The organism is Bacteroides cellulosilyticus (assembly GCF_020091405.1).
GTDB lineage: Bacteria > Bacteroidota > Bacteroidia > Bacteroidales > Bacteroidaceae > Bacteroides.
On record NZ_CP081903.1, the window covers coordinates 5220118 to 5237120 of the forward strand.

A 17003-nucleotide genomic window follows, 5' to 3' on the forward strand; every position below is an offset into this window, starting at 1 on the left:
CCGGCATTCATCTCACTGCATTAAGAAACTTCATCTCGTGAGATCGTTTTTTCGTCCCACGAAATGTTTTTTTTCAGCTCATAGGGCAAAACTCTTTGTCCCATAAACTGAAGATCACCGGCTATGAAGACGAAAAAAACTTCTAAATTTTCTCCGGTCTTTCTTCCGTACTCCGCATCTTTTCCGTACCTTTGAACTCTCGAAAAGAAATAAAATAACGAACGATATGGAAAACAGAAGTTTAGTCACCATTGCCGAGCATAGCAAGGAAAAAATCCTCTACATGATCGAGATGGCGAAGCAGTTTGAAGCCCGTCCCAACCGTAGGCTGCTGGAAGGGAAAGTGGTTGCCACCCTCTTTTTCGAGCCGTCTACCCGCACAAGACTCAGTTTTGAAACAGCAGCCAACCGCTTGGGAGCCCGTGTAATCGGGTTTAGTGACCCCAAAGCAACGAGTTCTTCGAAAGGCGAAACCCTGAAAGATACCATCAAAATGGTGAGCAACTACGCCGATATCATCGTGATGCGGCATCATCTGGAAGGAGCCGCCCGCTATGCCAGCGAAGTAACCACAGTGCCTATCGTCAATGCCGGAGACGGAGCCAACCAGCATCCTTCACAAACGATGCTCGACCTCTACTCCATCTACAAGACCCAGGGTACACTGGAGAACCTGAATATTTTCCTCGTTGGTGACCTCAAATATGGCCGCACCGTACACTCACTGCTGATGGCAATGCGCCACTTCAACCCGACTTTCCACTTCATAGCTCCTGATGAATTGAGAATGCCCGAAGAATACAAAATTTACTGCCGCGATCATGGCATCAAATACGTGGAACATACGGACTTTACAGAAGAAACCATAGCAGATGCCGACATCCTCTACATGACTCGTGTGCAGCGTGAACGTTTCACTGACCTCATGGAGTACGAACGGGTGAAGAACGTTTACATTCTGCGCAACAAGATGCTGGAACATACCCGTCCCAATTTGTGCATTCTGCATCCCCTGCCCCGCGTCAATGAAATCGCTTATGACGTAGACGATAATCCGAAAGCTTACTACTTCCAGCAGGCACAAAATGGTCTGTATGCCCGTGAGGCTATTCTCTGCGACGTATTAGGCATCACACTGGATGATGTGAAAGAATGATTTGACAAGTTTACAATTGAAGTTACATCAGAAAACTATGAGCGAAAAAAAACAAGAATTACAGGTTGCCGCATTAGAAAACGGTACAGTTATCGACCATATCCCCTCTGAAAATCTGTTCACTGTAGTCTCTTTGCTGGGACTTGAACACATGAATAACAATATCACCATTGGCTTTAATCTCAAAAGCGGAAAGCTGGGTACTAAAGGCATTATTAAAATTGCGGATAAATTTTTCTGCGATGACGAAATTAATCGTATCGCCGTGGTAGCACCTAATGTGAAGCTGAATATTATCCGGGATTATGAAGTGGTGGAAAAACGAGAAGTTAGCCTTCCTGAAGAACTTCGCGGCATTGTAAAGTGTGCTAACCCCAAATGTATTACGAACAACGAACCCATGGCGACGTTATTCCATGTAGTGGATAAGGAGAATTGTGTGATCCGATGCCATTATTGCGAGAAAGAACAAAACAGAAGCGATATTGAAATAATATAAGAGCTACGAGCTACAAAAGGAGCTACAAGCTACAAGTGCTGCGCAATGCTCGCTTTATAGTTTGCAGTTCCCATCCGAAAGGCACTCGTAGCTGGTAGCTTGTAGCTCATAACTTATGTAATCCGTAACTTTTTAGTCATGAAACAAGACTGGAAGCCCGGAACAATGATTTACCCGCTTCCTGCCGTATTGGTAAGCTGCGGAAGCACTCCGGAAGAATATAACATATTAACAATTGCATGGACGGGAACGATTTGTACGAACCCGCCCATGTGCTATATTTCAGTACGTCCCGAGCGCCACTCCTACGAAATCCTGAAACGGAATATGGAGTTTGTCATCAATCTCACTACCAAAGATATGGCGCGTGCAACGGATTGGTGTGGCGTACGTTCCGGGAAAGACTACAATAAGTTTGAAGAAATGCATCTGACACCGGGAAAAAGCACTGTGGTCAATGCCCCTCTTATTGAAGAATCCCCTTTGTGTATAGAATGCCGTGTAAGGGAAATCATGTCACTTGGCTCGCATGATATGTTTATTGCCGATGTGGTAAACGTGCGTGCCGACGACCGGAACCTAAACCCGGAAACCGGAAAACTGGAGCTGGCGGAAGCTAATCCACTGGTTTACGTACATGGAGGATACTATGAATTGGGTGAAAAGATCGGTAAATTTGGCTGGTCTGTTGAGAAGAAAAGATAGTGATTAACGGTTAGTGATAAGTGATGAACAAAGTTTTGAAAATATTTATCCTGTGCCTTTTGTTTTTCCCCGCTACAACGTGGGGGCAATCTCATCTTGTGCCCGGTACAGCGGTTGAAGAACCACTGAAGAAACATCACCATGACCGTCCGGTGAACTTCGGTATTAAAGGTGGGTTCACCTCTTCCCTCTTCCTTGTATCTAATCTTACATTAAACGGAATCACCATAGATGAGGTGCAGAATAACTACAAGATAGGCTATTTCGGCTCTGTCTTTATGCGTATCAACTTTGAACGTCATTTCCTGCAACCGGAAATATCCTACAATATCAACCGCTGCAATATTACTTTCGAAAAACCTGCCGCAGAGGATGCTCCTTTGGAAATGGCATCTATAACTTCTGAAATCCACAGTGTAGACATTCCTGTGATCTACGGATATAATGTTATTAAGGAGGGTCCCTACAGTCTGGCTGTATTCGGAGGTCCTAAATTTCGTTATATCTGGAATAAAAAGAGCGAAGTTACTTTTGAGAATTTCGACCAACAGGGAATCAAAGAAAGGCTGCGTCCGCTGAACCTCAGCTTCACCCTTGGAGTAGCCGTTACTATCTCCCGCATTTTCTTCGATTTCCGCTATGACATAGGAGTACATAATATATCCCGCAAAGTGACTTATGATGACGGCGTCGCCGAAGGTGATCCACCCGCCGACGAAATACGTTTCCACCGGCGAGACAATGTTCTTAGCTTTTCCTTTGGAGTATTCTTTTAGAAAGTAAATTTCTGTCTTTTCTGACAGTTTATTCATTTTTTTACCGTAAATTTGTGCGCTTAATAAGAGAACACAGATTTATCAAACTTATCTAAGTAAGCAAAATGAAAAGAGACGATTTAATTTTCGATATCATCGAAAAAGAACATCAACGTCAGCTCAAAGGTATTGAACTGATTGCATCAGAGAATTTTGTAAGTGACCAAGTAATGGAGGCAATGGGCTCCTGTCTCACTAACAAGTATGCAGAAGGTTATCCCGGCAAACGTTACTACGGAGGTTGCGAAGTAGTAGACCAGAGCGAACAAATTGCTATCGACCGCATAAAGGAAATCTTTGGTGCAGAATGGGCTAACGTGCAACCCCACTCAGGCGCACAGGCTAATGCAGCTGTATTCCTTGCTGTATTGAATCCGGGTGACAAATTCATGGGATTGAATCTGGCTCACGGTGGTCACCTCTCACACGGTTCTTTAGTAAATACTTCCGGTATCATCTATACTCCCTGTGAATATAATCTGAATAAGGAAACCGGTCGTGTGGACTATGACCAGATGGAAGAAGTTGCTTTGCGCGAAAAACCAAAGATGATCATCGGTGGTGGTTCAGCATATTCCCGCGAATGGGACTACAAGCGTATGCGCGAAATCGCAGACAAAGTAGGTGCTATCCTGATGATCGATATGGCTCACCCTGCCGGACTGATTGCAGCCGGATTGCTGGAAAACCCTGTGAAGTATGCTCATATCGTTACTTCTACCACACATAAAACTTTGCGTGGTCCTCGCGGTGGTATCATCCTGATTGGCAAAGACTTCCCTAATCCTTGGGGCAAAACAACACCGAAGGGTGAAATCAAGATGATGTCTCAGTTGATCGACTCAGCCGTATTCCCGGGTATCCAAGGTGGTCCGTTGGAACACGTCATTGCATCAAAGGCTGTTGCATTCGGTGAAATTCTGCAACCCGAATTCAAAGAATATGCTGCCCAGGTGAAGAAAAATGCGGCCGTACTGGCACAAGCATTAATCGACCGTGGCTTTACAATCGTTTCCGGTGGTACGGATAATCACTCTATGCTGGTCGACCTGCGTAGCAAATATCCTGATCTCACAGGTAAAATTGCTGAAAAAGCATTGGTATCTGCCGATATCACTGTAAACAAGAATATGGTTCCGTTCGATAGCCGTTCTGCATTCCAGACTTCCGGTATCCGTTTGGGTACTCCTGCCATCACTACTCGTGGCGCCAAAGAAGATCTGATGCTGGAAATTGCAGAAATGATTGAAACGGTTCTGTCCAATGTAGAAAACGAAGCGGTTATTGCCGAAGTTCGCGCACGCGTGAATAAGACAATGGAGAAATATCCGCTGTTCGCATATTAAGAAATTTGTTTTTACGAGTCAGCCGGTTTAGTTTTTCCGGCCGACAAGGTATATACATTTTTGAGAAAAAATGTATGTATATGAATGATTAAATATATAGTTAAATTGTAAAATGGTCCGTAGCCTTTGTGATAAAGGCTACGGACCTCTTTTTTTTACACATTGACACTATTTTTGTTGTATTGAAAGGATACTCCTGCTTGCATTTCCCTATTTTTGGAAACTACATTTATTATTCACTTTAAAACTTTAATTACTATGTCAGAAAACATTGGAGTAGCTACAGGTAAGATTATGCTGAAAATTGTTATCGCTCTTTTTAAAGGTGTATGGAATGTACTGACCTTCGGGTTTAGAGCTTACAAAGGTCACCGGGACAAAAAAGACGCCGAAATGCGTGAACAGTTGAGACAGGTACAAGCAAACAACAATTCCCAAACTATTTAATTCTGCAATACTATGAGCTCAGCAAACAAGAAACACATGCAGGGTGGTATGAACACCACATACAGCAATGTAAATACTGAAGACGAAAGAAACAAAAAAGCGGAAGAACTATTGTTCCAAGCATGGGAAACAGCCGGATATCATGGACAGCCGGATGAAGATTATTATCCTCGAACAGCCCAGGAAACAAGGGATATGGAAGATCTGCTGACACAAGCGGAAGCAGCCATTGATGACCCGTCGGATACCGAACTAATGGAGGTAATGGCTGATACGCGCGAAGTGCTGGAATGGTCCAAACAGCGGCATTGGACATTCGCATGGTGGATCATCATCTGTGTAGCCATTATGGGATGTTATTATTTCTATCAGGCCGGAAGCGAACAGGATTATGTAGCAAAGAGACAGGCTCTGACTGATGAGCAAGTGCAGACTGAACTCAGTGAAGCTATAACCCGGCAACAAAGTTACATTGACACTTATAACCAAAAGTTGGCCATAGATACCATTTCTGAAGAAACACGCAGTCTTTATGAAAAATATCTGGAAAATGCCACTGAAGAAATAAAAGAACTGAAAGCATATAATGTGGAAACTTATAAAAAGCACCTGGTAGATCGTGCCGATGCCGGAGTATGGCGTGAAAGATGGGAAGCGATCTGGTGCTTTATCTGGATCGTGCTTTATATTTTCGCTTGCCGTCCACGTGGATATATGATTACTAAACGTCGCCGTGAAGACAAAATGGCTACCGGTCTCAAAAAGATATTATTCGGCATTGCAGGAGCTTTAGTGGGTGCTGCCGGCGCTTTATATGTGACCACAACCATAACTAAATGGAGCGATGGAAGTAAAACCCGTGATGATGATAGCATGATTATCTATGCCATGAAGTTCGGTCTTATTGCATTGGCTGTTATCATTGTTCTTTGGGCAGCACGTATTGTTATCGTGATTGCTACACTTCTGGGACTATTGAGAAACTACGACTGGAAACAGTTGGCCAAAGACCCGAAAGCCATGTTGAACGATTTGAAATAAATGGAAAGGGGATGCAAGTAATATACCGGCATCCCCTATTTCTATATTTATACTTTCCGATGGTTAGCTCAATCCTTCTATATTTCCATCTACAATGTCAATGTGCATAGCTTGTGGCTCTTTGGGAAGCCCCGGCATACGCAGAATTTCTCCGGCGATGGCAACAATCATTTCCGCACCGTTATTGATTACAATATCCTTGATATGAAATTCAAAGTTGTTCACCGCACCGTATATTTTCGGATCGGCAGAGAAAGAATATTGTGTTTTGGCAATGCAAACGGGATAATGACCAATACCCATCTTCTCTATCAATTTGATGATTTTGCGTGAATGGATACTGTAAGTCACCACACTGGCACCGTAAAGATTGCAAGCTATCTTCTCTATCTTTTGTTCTACATTATCATTTTCACTATAACTGAAGTTCAAGGGTTCAGAAGGTTTCTTCTCAATAGTATCCACTACCAGATTAGCGAGCTCCACAGCTCCCTCTCCTCCTTCTGCAAAGGCATTATTGACAGCGAACCCTACACCTAACTTCTCTTCGCAATGCCGGCGGATTGCTTCTACCTCCTCGTCCGTATCACTGGCAAAACGATTGAAGGCAACCAGCACCGTCTGACCGAATGAACGCAGATTGCGTATATGTTTATCGAGATTGCCGAAACCTTGTTGCAGTCCTTCCATATTGGGTTCTTTAATACGATCCAGACTGACACCTCCATGCATCTTCAAACCTTGTGCAGTAGCCACAATCACTGTCAGTTTAGGTTGTAATCCACTTTTGCGACATTTGATATTATAAAATTTCTCCGCACCAAGATCGGCACCGAAACCGGCTTCCGTTACAACATAATCTCCGAAAGTCATTGCCATTTTCGTTGCAAGAATAGAGTTACAACCATGAGCAATATTTGCGAAGGGACCACCATGAACAAAAGCTGCCGATCCTTCGGTTGTCTGAACTAAGTTCGGATTGATAGCATCTTTCAGCAGGACAGTGATGGCTCCTGCTACTCCTAACTCCTTCACGGTGAACGGGCAACCATCAAAACGGAAACCAAGGATGATATTCTCAATCCGTCGTTTCAGGTCGTCTATGTCCTTTGCCAGACAAAGAATAGCCATAATTTCGGATGCAGGGGTAATATCGAAGCCGGATTCTTCGGTAATACCGTTCGTACTGGGACCTAAACCGGTGACAATGCTACGCAAAGAACGGTCGTTCACATCGAGCACGCGCTGCCAGATAATTTCTTTCAGTCCGAACCCGTCCGCCTGATGCTGATAAAGATAATTGTCGAGCAATGCAGATATCATATTGTGAGCCGAAGTGATGGCATGAAAATCTCCTGTAAAGTGCAGATTTATCTTTTCCATAGGGAGCACCTGGGCATAACCGCCACCTGCTGCTCCACCCTTCATGCCGAAACAAGGTCCTAACGAAGGTTCACGCAAAGCAACGATGGCCTTCTTGCCGATCTTATTCAACCCCAATGCCAGACCGATAGAAACTGTAGTCTTACCAATACCTGCTTTGGTAGCAGTAATAGCAGTTACCAAAATCAGGTTACTTTTCTTCACTTTTTCTTCATCAATCAGATGTGTAGGGATCTTAGCAATATACCGTCCGTAGTTTTCTACTTCTTCACGTGGAATACCTACATTCTCGGCTACCTGCTTAATCTTCTTCAGCTCTATGCTGCGGGCTATTTCAATGTCTGATTTCATACAGAGAACTTCTTTAAATAAAACTTTCTTTTTGAAAGCTACAAAAGTACGAAAAAGAGTGCAGATAGCAAGATTTTAGGATAAGAAAGCCTCTGCTATCTTATTCAAGTGTCAAAGAGATACCTTCGACACGGTCTGAATTCGAGTCTCCCGGTTCGACCATATCGAAAGAATGTGTTCCTTCAGGCAGTGGAGCGAAATAAAGAGTATAATCGGCTTCTCCACTTTCGGGCATATAGAATTTCTCCCCTAAAGGGATACCTTCCGAGCGAAGGACAGGACATACGGTTCCATTGTCCGCTACTAACTGGATATTCTTCATTATTTGTATCCAGTATTTAGGTATATAATAGGCACGAATCCGCAGGACCGTAGCAGTATCCGTCAATACTACCTGGCGGATTTCAGGAATATCGTTATTACTTTTCTTTACAGTCGGGAAATTCACCACTTTATGCCCATTCTCTTCCCCTAAGCTCATCACGTATTCGTTTGCATTTAGCAGGCGGCGAAGTTTTCGTTTCAGACTCTGCTTCCCGTATCCGAACCATTTTTCTACGATGCGTCCTTCAGGTGAAATAAGGACATAATTTGGAATTCCGCGTACTCCGTATTTAGCATATAATCCATTGCTTCCTTTCAAATCACTCAGATTCTGCCAAGTCATTTCATGGGCTTTAGAGGCTGCTTCCCACCCTTTCTTGGTATCAATGCTCAGACTTACTATCGTCAAGCGATCTTTATACATCTCAGCCACTTCTTTCATCTCAGGCAAAGCCATAATACAAGGCCCGCAACCACGGCTCCAAAAATCCAGCATAATATACTTACCTTTAAAATCAGACAAATGATGTACATTTCCCTCTAGGTCGTACAGATCCGCATCTGCCATTTCATCACCCACTTCCACTACTTGAGGAGGAAAGAGATATGTATATGTATCCATTGCCCAAGAGGTTTGTTTTTCTTCATCAGTCAATCCTTCATAGAGAGCAATCACTTCATCTTTATAAGGATAATTTTCAGTATACTTAGCCGACATTGCCAGCCTTTTCAAGTGCTCCAGCCAAATATCGTCAACTGGAATCTGCTTCATACGTTTTATAGTGTTGGCATCAATACGGATACTAATTTCATCCTCTACCTTCTGCAAACTGTCAGCTTGTGCACGTATCGCCTGTCTTTCTTCGTCCACCGCACTCCCTGCATACTTCCGGCGGTATGCACGCTGCAATAAAGCATTGCGCTGATATTCATTCCACAATTCGCGTGAGTCGTTTATAAAGGCCTGATTAGCCACTTGTTCCGGAACAGTACTTTTCACATCCCAAGTCCGTATCAGTGTGTTTTCACCGCTTATCTGTATATTATCTCCCGGACGAACCCAAAGCCTTAAGCTCATAGAAGGAAACTTGTCATTTCTTCCCATCATATCCACTATTTCGGTTTCATTTCCCAATGTTTCTGCCTGAAAACGAAAATGTCCGTTACGAATCGTATCAACACCGATACTGTTACCCACATTTCCATCTAAACGGAACAAGGTGACTAAAGTTCCATCATCTACGTTCTTTACTTGTCCTTCTATTGTGAAAGTCCCTTGAGCTTGTGTTGTCCACACACTTGCCAATAAGAAAAGTGTTACAATAATTTTTTTCATGTCTGTATGCTTTGCTATTAAGATTATATATCTGTGTCCAAAGCTATAGGATTCTGTTGAGACTATCAAATAATTCTATGATTTTTTCGTAATAGCCTATCATTTTTATAGTTATGTATGTCTTATTTGTCTTTTTTGCTTTCAGTCAGAATATATCCGTCCATCATTCTTATAATCCGTCCTGCTTCCCGGGCATTCTCTTCGGAGTGGGTCACCATGACCACTGTCGCCCCATCCCGGTTCAGTTCTTTCAGAAGGTTCATTACTTCGCTACCATTGGTAGAGTCCAGATTTCCCGTAGGTTCATCGGCAAGGATAATGCGGGGATTGGTAACAATGGCACGGGCAATGGCAACACGCTGCTGCTGACCACCGGAAAGTTGTTGCGGATAATGCTCCGTGCGGTGGGCTATTTGCATACGTTCCAAAGCCTCATTAACACGCCTCACGCGTTCGCGGGTAGAGACTCCGGCATAGAGCAACGGAAGTTCTACATTTTCAAAAACCGTGAGTTCATCTATCAGATTGAAACTCTGAAATACAAAGCCGAGGTTTCCATTGCGCAGGTCCGTACGAGAATTCTCGGAGTAACACGAAACTTCCTGGTCGAGAAACCAGAGTTCACCGGAAGTAGGATTATCGAGCAAACCAATCATATTCAACAGAGTGGACTTTCCGCAGCCCGAAGGTCCCATAATGGCTACAAATTCTCCCTGAGTGATTTCCAGATTCACTTCATTCAAAGCAATGGTCTGTACGCTCTCTGTACGGAATATCTTACTGAGTCCAATAGTCTTTATCATATTCAAATTATTTTTTTATTATATACAAAATAAATCTTACTCATACCTCAATGATTCCACCGGATTCTGTGATGCTTTCCGCCAGGTCTGTCCAAAGACGGTAAGCAAGGTGATGCCTGCAATGACCGCTCCTGACGACACGAACAACCACCAACTTATTGCAGTCTGATAGGCAAATTCGCTTAACCAACGGTGCATAAAGAAATACCCTAACGGACAGGCAATCACGAAAGCCACGCCTACCCAACGAAGATATTCCCGACAGAACATTCGTACAATACGCTCGGAATGAGCGCCATTCACTTTGCGGATACCGATTTCCTTTGTCCGCTGGGTAGTGGAGAGTGCCACTAAGCCAAATACTCCCAGCATAGCTATGACAATAGCCAACACTGTGAAGAACAGTAACATCCGGCTTTGTTGTTGTTCTTTAGCATAGTTTTTATTTAATGCATCGGAGAAAAATTGATAGCTGAAATCTTTCACGAACAAATCATCCTGCACGGCCATCTCCTCGTATTTCTGCTGAATAAATTTCAAAGTTTCCTGCCGATGCTCAGGAGCAATTTTAATATGCAGGTAAGATAGTGCTTCCGGAGAATAATAAAGAAAAGCCGGCTTTATCTTCTCGCGCAAAGACTGGAAATTGAAATCCTTCACCACTCCGACGATACGCGCTTTACTCCAAGAGTTCACTTGCAGTTCCATACCAATAGGATCAGCCACCTTCATCCCTTTCCAGGCAGCCTCATTAATCACAATGTTGGGATTCCTATCCCCCCAATATTTATCAAAGTCAGACTCCAGCAATTTCCCTTTTATCAACTCCAAACCAAATGTCTTAATGAAATCCCCATCTGCAAACACTGTTACCATCTTTAGCGAATCTTCTTGTCCGTCCATATTGGTCCAGCGTACCAGACTGCCATCTCCAGATGAACTACCTTCAATAAAACTTCCGATAGGTGCCCCCATAGATATACTTTTCACATTTGGGTTTCTCAGCAGTTCTTGCTTGAATCCGGCTACCTTATACCATAAACTGGTATAGACAGAGACGATATTTTCCCTATTAAGTCCCAAATCCTTGTTTTGCATATAATGGAGTTGCTTGAAGACAATAGCCGTCAGTAGCATCAGTGTAAGAGCTATAACGAATTGTACACATACCAGCCCTTTGATAAGTCCGCCTTTCCTTCCTGTTTTCCGACCACCCTTAAAAGCAAGCAAAGGATTAATGGAAGAAAGATAAAAAGCCGGATAACTTCCTGCCAGACACCCCACTCCTACTATACCGAACAAAATATAAAAAAAGACAGCCCAACTAAACCGCAGGGAGATTTCCGTATCCATAAACTTATTGAATAGCGGTAACATCAACTCCGTCAGAGCTAAAGCCAATACCAAAGATATGAATGCTTGCACCAGACTTTCCGAGAGAAATTGTGAAATTAACGTTTTTCTCTTGGCACCTGTTATTTTGCGTACACCTATTTCTTTATAGCGCATAGATGCCCGTGCCGTAGAAAGTGTTGTAAAGTTGAAAGCTCCCATAAAGATTACCAATATGGCCAGCGCTGTAAACAGATAAATGGTAGCCACATTACCATGATTCTTTACGCAAGGATCAGAAAAAGTAGTATGCAGGTGAATGTCCCTGATAGACTGAAAACGTAGTAAGGTTCGTTTCTCCCCAAACTTGCCGAGTGCGCGGCTCATACTTTTCAGCTCCTTCTCATACATCTTTCCGCCGTCACCAGCCTTCATTTTGATATATACGTGTATATTCTCACGAAAGCGATCCCAACTATAACCGGCCATTCCCCTACCATAAGAATCCATCGGATAAGCAATGTCAAAACGGATATGGCTCTTTGGAGGTATTTTCACCACTGCAACTACATTATAAATATTCTCCCGCCCATATCCGCTATAAGTCAGTTTTTGTCCCACTGCCGGACTGCTGCCAAACATTTTCCGTGCCATTGTTTCTGATAAGATAATGTTATCAGGATGGTTCGCTATATGTTCCGGATTTCCTTCCGTCACCGGAAAAGGAAATATCCGGAAGAATGCAGAATCAACATAAGCTTCCTCTCCACTGATTTTCTTATGACTTTCCGTCTCTAGCGTATGCAAATCTCCATATTTGATAGCCGTAGCATTTTCTACTTGTGGGAACTCTTCACGAAAGACTTTAGTAAGCGAACGTATCGTCGAAGGAGATTCTTTTATCTCTCCGCTTGGCTCCCGTTTCACCTCAATAGTCCGGTAAATACGATTTGCTTCGGGGAAGCAGTCATCATAAGTCAATTCGTCCACTACCCAAAGATAAATGAGGAACGCCGCTGCCATGCCAAATACAAAACCCAGCATATTGATGGAGGAAAACAAGAAGCTCCGCTTTATCAGCCGAAGCGCAACTTTCACATAATGCTTTATCATCGTTATTCTCTGTTTTATTATTCTACGGTTAACAATATCAATTCATTATCCGATATATCCTGTCCTTTCAGAATATCCGGATATTTTTCTTTCGCTTTCATACCATCGAGATAGCTAAAAGAAATATTTCCGACTACTCCATCCGGATAAAACGGTATATTTAGTTCGCCATCGGTAGCAATATGCGGAAAATCAAGGTCTTTACTATTATCTTCGGGAGGAAGTGTAAAGAAGTCCCCGGATGTTTTATCATATATAAGCGAATAAAGAGAAACAGATTTAGCTTTCCGTGCGTTAGGCGAGTCATATCCTTTCGTTATTTTGATAAAGAGATAACGGTCTGTTTCCAACCATTGCTGCAAGAAATAATAATCATCCATATTATTAGAAAGGCTACCTGTGACTTTCTGCCCGTCGGCACGCAGAAAAGAGCCAAAGTCCAACCGATAAATTGCTTTCAGTGTGGAAGCATTTTCCAGTTGGTAAAGTGTATTATCATAGGCCAGACGTATACGCGTTTTGCCATGATAATCATAGATATGGTGTGGTTCTCCGTTTCGCACAGAGCCGGCACCTTTCGAAGGAGGATAATCCGGTGAATGAGTGGGATCAAAGTAGCACAAAGTATCTCCCTTTAGTGCATTCGTGTAGAAGCGACCGGAATAAGGCATGGAACGTATAAAACCCTCTGGTGTAAATTTAAAAAATGTTCTAAAATTCAAATTACCCTGCAGAGGAATACTGTCTGCTATATCTTTTTCAGCCCAAGGTTCTGTTGCAGTCATTAAAACATCCCAGGGAAGAAAAGCCAGAAAAGTCCGATATTTGTCTTTTTCATGATTAGGCACTGTATATGTACCCCGGATTTGCTTACGAGTTGTATCATAATAGACATTTCGTAGCACAACACGCAATTGAAAATAGTACCTTTTCCCACTACGCTGAAAGTCAACATCATTTTCGAATAACTGCTTAATAAGTTTAAAGCCCTTATCCAATAAATAAATCCCTTGGTAACTATTCAATAAGTATCCCTCTTCCACCGGAATCAGATTACCACCTATCGGCACCAATACTCCTGTACGACGAATCTGAAATGTACCGAGTTCGCTGATTTTCATAAGACGCACATTCTTCAGCGCAGCCTGCACATTAAGGGTCTTCACTCCGGCTGTTTCTATTTTAGCCTGATACTTAATTCCGGCAGGAGGTGTATAATCTTCTGTAAATTTCGGTACATCAGCAGAAACCGCTTTTACGGCGGCTGCATGCTCTATGGCCTGCTCATCCAAAGCTTGGGTTATTTCATCTTTGCTCATACCCGGACTCTTGGAACTGCAAGCAATAAGAGAAAAAAATAATGTAATGGAAACCAGTTCTTTGTATAGCATACTTTTTGCGCATTCGTTTACTTATAAACATAAGGCAATAACTATACCAAATGGTTAAGCAATTACTATACAATACTTTATTGAAAAATCATCTCCACAAAATTGCACGATATCGTACACCAAATGCACGCTTCCGTACACTCCCTTTTCAAAAACTTTATCTATCTTTGCACATGTCCGGAAATGCCCCGGAGCCTGTCATGTCCATATAGGTAAAGAACCCTGTATCCGCACATTTTAAACTTAACTTCAAGTATGATGAAACGAGGAAAGATACTGATTGTAGACGATAATGAAGACATTCTCTTCACCTTGAAAATGCTGCTGCGTCCTTTGGTGGAAAGTATCACCATGACGACTGACCCGCGTGAATTGCTGCCGCTCATCTCTCGTACCCATTTCAACGTCATACTGCTTGACATGAATTTCCGCCGCGACGCCGTCAGTGGGAAAGAGGGATTCCATTGGTTGGACGAGATACTGAAGCTGGACGAGAAAGCTGTTGTCATCTTCATCACCGCCTATGCAGATACGGAAAAGGCAGTGCAAGCCATTAAGCAAGGTGCCACGGATTTCATTCCCAAACCCTGGCAAAACGAAAAGTTGATAGCAACCGTATCTTCCGCCCTGCAACTCAGTTTCAGCCGGACGGAAGTAGAAACTTTGAAGCAACAGAAAGAGGCCCTGAAAGAACAAACGGAAGCCCTCTCCCTTCCCGCCGAACCGACATGCGTGATTGGTGAATCGGCAGCAATGCAAGCCATCTTCCAAACGATAAAGAAGTTCTCCGATACGGATGCGAACCTGTTATTATTAGGTGAAAACGGAACGGGTAAAGACCTGATGGCCCGGTATGTGTACGAGCAGTCGCCCCGCAAAAACGAGATATATGTACCTATTGATTTAGGCAGTATCCCCGATACATTGTTTGAAAGTGAGTTGTTCGGATATGAAAAGGGAGCATTCACCGATGCCCGCAAAAATAAACCGGGACGTGTGGAAGTAGCTTCGGGTGGAACGCTGTTTTTGAATGAAATCGGAAACCTGAGTCTTCCGCTCCAGGCGAAAATGCTTTCGGTCATTGAACAGAGAAAGAGTTCACGGTTGGGTTCCACCACTTCTTATCCGGTGGATGTAAGACTGATTTGCGCCACGAATACAGATTTATATGCTGCCATTGATAACGGACAGTTCCGCCAGGATTTACTTTACCGCATCAATACGATCGAAATTCGCATCCCTCCTTTGAGGGAACGGGGAAACGACCTGTTCCTGTTGGCCGACTTTTTCCTGCAACGCTATCGGAAGAAATATAAGAAAGAACTCCGGGGCATCTCCAAAGAAGCCCGTAAAATGCTACAGCTTTACCGCTGGCCGGGAAATGTACGCGAATTGGAACACGCCATCGAACGTGCCGTTATCCTTTCTACCGGAACAATGCTGACGGCAGATGATTTCATGCTACGTTCGCCTCAATCTTCCAATGCCATTCCCGAAAAAGAGAAATATAATCTGGAACGAATGGAACGGGAAACTATCAATGAGGTGCTGCGGATATGCGGAGGAAACATCACGTTGGCTGCGGAAATGCTGGGGATAACGAGGACATCACTATATAGAAGGATTGAAAAGTTCGGATTATGAAGAAACAAGCTTGGGCGAAGACGCCTCTCTGGCTTACGGTCGGATTGCTGGCATGTTGTTTGTGTTCGGCATGGCTGGCCGTGCACGGGTTTTATATCAGCCTGTGTGTAGCACTCTGCCTCACAGCGTTTGTGGCTTACGCTATCTATCGGTATATATTACATTCTGCACGTGCGATGGCTCAATTCATTTGGTCAGTGCGATACTCTGAATTCCTATCTTCTCCTGCCGCCCATCCTAACGCTCCGCAAACTCTCCCCGAAGAGTTATTGACCGAGATGCAGGATGCCCTTGAACACTATCGCAGTAATCTGCAAAAGAAAGAAAGCCAGTTGCAATACTTCCAGGCTCTGGCCAATCATATAGATATGGCAGTCCTCGTTTATGCTCCTGACGGGCAGATGGAATGGGTTAACGAAGCGGCAAAGCGTCTGATACACATGGAACATCCGCGAACGGTGGATGACTTGACAGAGTTTCATCCGAATCTGCCGGAAAAACTGCGCACATTGAAAGCGGGCGATCTTTCCGTCTGGCAAATCAAAGAAGAGGAAGAGACTGTGCAGCTTGCCCTTTCCGGCATGGAATTCATTATTCAGGGCAGGAAGCTGTTGATTGCAGGAATGAAAAATATCCATTCTGCACTGGATAGCCGCGAAACAGAAGCATGGCAGAAGCTAATCCGCGTACTGACGCATGAAATTATGAATTCCATCACTCCTATCATATCACTGACGGAACTTCTTACCAAATATGCCGATAGTCTGGAGGGGGATGAAGAAACCAAAACAGAGATGAAGCAGATGTTGCAAACCATTGGGCGACGAGGAAACGGGCTGGTGCGTTTCATGAATAGTTATCGGGAAGTATCGCATCTCCCCCAACCTATACTGAAACTCTGCAACGCAGAGGAATTGCTGGAAGGAGTGCTCCGGCTGATGCAGAATGAAGCGAACGACTTGCATCTCTCCGTACCTGCCGTTGCGTTACGTGTCATTGCGGACAAGGAACAGATAGAACAAGTTCTTATCAACCTGATACGGAATGCCCGCGAAAACGAAGCGACACAAATCACTCTTTCCGCGGGCATCACTCCAGGAAATCATCTTTTCCTGCGTGTTACTGATAATGGAACCGGTATCGAGCCGGAAGTCCAGGAACGAATCTTCATCCCTTTCTTTACCACAAAACCAACAGGTTCAGGCATCGGACTGACCATCTCCCGGCAAATTATGCACCAGCATCACGGAAGTATTACCGTGCAGTCAAAAACAGGAGAAAGGAGTACGTTTACGCTTCTGTTTCCGGTGGTTTGAT

14 protein-coding genes are annotated in these 17003 nt (G+C 43.7%); 9 read left to right on the forward strand and 5 right to left on the reverse strand.

Annotated elements, in window-relative coordinates:
- Positions 1–226: 226 nt before the first annotated feature.
- The 7 genes from pyrB (at position 227) to K6V21_RS19765 (ending at position 6009) form a co-directional block, all read left to right on the forward strand.
- Positions 227–1156 carry an aspartate carbamoyltransferase gene (pyrB, locus tag K6V21_RS19735; RefSeq protein WP_117706489.1) on the forward strand — a complete coding sequence of 310 codons (930 nt, stop codon included), beginning with the start codon at positions 227–229 and terminating at the stop codon, positions 1154–1156.
- Between the two features lie 37 nt (positions 1157–1193).
- Positions 1194–1655, forward strand: coding sequence for an aspartate carbamoyltransferase regulatory subunit (pyrI, locus tag K6V21_RS19740; RefSeq protein WP_217713953.1), 462 nt, complete (start codon positions 1194–1196; stop codon positions 1653–1655).
- 138 nt (positions 1656–1793) lie between these two features.
- Positions 1794–2360 carry a flavin reductase family protein gene (locus K6V21_RS19745; protein ID WP_224319621.1) on the forward strand — a complete coding sequence of 189 codons (567 nt, stop codon included), beginning with the start codon at positions 1794–1796 and terminating at the stop codon, positions 2358–2360.
- Positions 2361–2383: 23 nt separating this feature from the next.
- A complete protein-coding gene (locus K6V21_RS19750) occupies positions 2384–3136 on the forward strand; it encodes a porin family protein (protein ID WP_044267940.1) in 753 nt (250 codons plus the stop codon).
- Positions 3137–3240: 104 nt separating this feature from the next.
- Entirely contained in the window at positions 3241–4521 is a 1281-nt protein-coding gene (gene glyA / locus K6V21_RS19755; RefSeq protein ID WP_044267937.1) for a serine hydroxymethyltransferase, read from the forward strand.
- 258 nt (positions 4522–4779) lie between these two features.
- Positions 4780–4968, forward strand: coding sequence for a hypothetical protein (locus K6V21_RS19760; RefSeq protein ID WP_007214021.1), 189 nt, complete (start codon positions 4780–4782; stop codon positions 4966–4968).
- A 12-nt stretch (positions 4969–4980) separates the two neighbouring features.
- Positions 4981–6009 carry a hypothetical protein gene (locus tag K6V21_RS19765; protein ID WP_217713951.1) on the forward strand — a complete coding sequence of 343 codons (1029 nt, stop codon included), beginning with the start codon at positions 4981–4983 and terminating at the stop codon, positions 6007–6009.
- Between the two features lie 63 nt (positions 6010–6072).
- Here the strand turns inward: K6V21_RS19765 and K6V21_RS19770 are convergent, their stop codons facing one another.
- From K6V21_RS19770 to K6V21_RS19790, 5 genes are all read right to left on the reverse strand, one after another.
- On the reverse strand, positions 6073–7743 hold the full coding sequence (locus K6V21_RS19770; RefSeq protein ID WP_217713950.1) for a formate--tetrahydrofolate ligase: 1671 nt from the start codon (positions 7741–7743) through the stop codon (positions 6073–6075).
- Positions 7744–7843: 100 nt separating this feature from the next.
- Positions 7844–9403, reverse strand: coding sequence for a TlpA disulfide reductase family protein (locus K6V21_RS19775; protein ID WP_224319622.1), 1560 nt, complete (start codon positions 9401–9403; stop codon positions 7844–7846).
- 122 nt (positions 9404–9525) lie between these two features.
- Positions 9526–10206 carry an ABC transporter ATP-binding protein gene (locus K6V21_RS19780; protein ID WP_224319623.1) on the reverse strand — a complete coding sequence of 227 codons (681 nt, stop codon included), beginning with the start codon at positions 10204–10206 and terminating at the stop codon, positions 9526–9528.
- A gap of 36 nt (positions 10207–10242) precedes the next feature.
- On the reverse strand, positions 10243–12651 hold the full coding sequence (locus tag K6V21_RS19785) for an ABC transporter permease (RefSeq protein WP_224319624.1): 2409 nt from the start codon (positions 12649–12651) through the stop codon (positions 10243–10245).
- A 17-nt stretch (positions 12652–12668) separates the two neighbouring features.
- A complete protein-coding gene (locus tag K6V21_RS19790; protein ID WP_224319625.1) occupies positions 12669–14042 on the reverse strand; it encodes a DUF4933 domain-containing protein in 1374 nt (457 codons plus the stop codon).
- A gap of 258 nt (positions 14043–14300) precedes the next feature.
- On the opposite strand from K6V21_RS19790, the gene K6V21_RS19795 reads away from it, so the two are divergent.
- Complete coding sequence (locus tag K6V21_RS19795; RefSeq protein ID WP_224322068.1) at positions 14301–15686, forward strand: sigma-54-dependent transcriptional regulator; 1386 nt, start codon at positions 14301–14303, stop codon at positions 15684–15686.
- A complete protein-coding gene (locus tag K6V21_RS19800; protein WP_224319626.1) occupies positions 15683–17002 on the forward strand; it encodes a sensor histidine kinase in 1320 nt (439 codons plus the stop codon). The genes K6V21_RS19795 and K6V21_RS19800 overlap by 4 nt, the downstream gene beginning before the upstream one ends.
- The last annotated feature ends 1 nt before the right edge of the window (position 17003 follow it).

Bases quoted from the DNA above. Each gene is read 5' to 3' on its own strand.
- pyrB (WP_117706489.1), top strand. From the start codon at position 227: ATGGAAAACAGAAGTTTAGTCACCATTGCCGAGCATAGCAAGGAAAAA.
- pyrI (WP_217713953.1), top strand. From the start codon at position 1,194: ATGAGCGAAAAAAAACAAGAATTACAGGTTGCCGCATTAGAAAACGGT.
- K6V21_RS19745 (WP_224319621.1), top strand. From the start codon at position 1,794: ATGAAACAAGACTGGAAGCCCGGAACAATGATTTACCCGCTTCCTGCC.
- K6V21_RS19750 (WP_044267940.1), top strand. From the start codon at position 2,384: ATGAACAAAGTTTTGAAAATATTTATCCTGTGCCTTTTGTTTTTCCCC.
- glyA (WP_044267937.1), top strand. From the start codon at position 3,241: ATGAAAAGAGACGATTTAATTTTCGATATCATCGAAAAAGAACATCAA.
- K6V21_RS19760 (WP_007214021.1), top strand. From the start codon at position 4,780: ATGTCAGAAAACATTGGAGTAGCTACAGGTAAGATTATGCTGAAAATT.
- K6V21_RS19765 (WP_217713951.1), top strand. From the start codon at position 4,981: ATGAGCTCAGCAAACAAGAAACACATGCAGGGTGGTATGAACACCACA.
- K6V21_RS19770 (WP_217713950.1), bottom strand. From the start codon at position 7,743: ATGAAATCAGACATTGAAATAGCCCGCAGCATAGAGCTGAAGAAGATT.
- K6V21_RS19775 (WP_224319622.1), bottom strand. From the start codon at position 9,403: ATGAAAAAAATTATTGTAACACTTTTCTTATTGGCAAGTGTGTGGACA.
- K6V21_RS19780 (WP_224319623.1), bottom strand. From the start codon at position 10,206: ATGATAAAGACTATTGGACTCAGTAAGATATTCCGTACAGAGAGCGTA.
- K6V21_RS19785 (WP_224319624.1), bottom strand. From the start codon at position 12,651: ATGATAAAGCATTATGTGAAAGTTGCGCTTCGGCTGATAAAGCGGAGC.
- K6V21_RS19790 (WP_224319625.1), bottom strand. From the start codon at position 14,042: ATGCTATACAAAGAACTGGTTTCCATTACATTATTTTTTTCTCTTATT.
- K6V21_RS19795 (WP_224322068.1), top strand. From the start codon at position 14,301: ATGAAACGAGGAAAGATACTGATTGTAGACGATAATGAAGACATTCTC.
- K6V21_RS19800 (WP_224319626.1), top strand. From the start codon at position 15,683: ATGAAGAAACAAGCTTGGGCGAAGACGCCTCTCTGGCTTACGGTCGGA.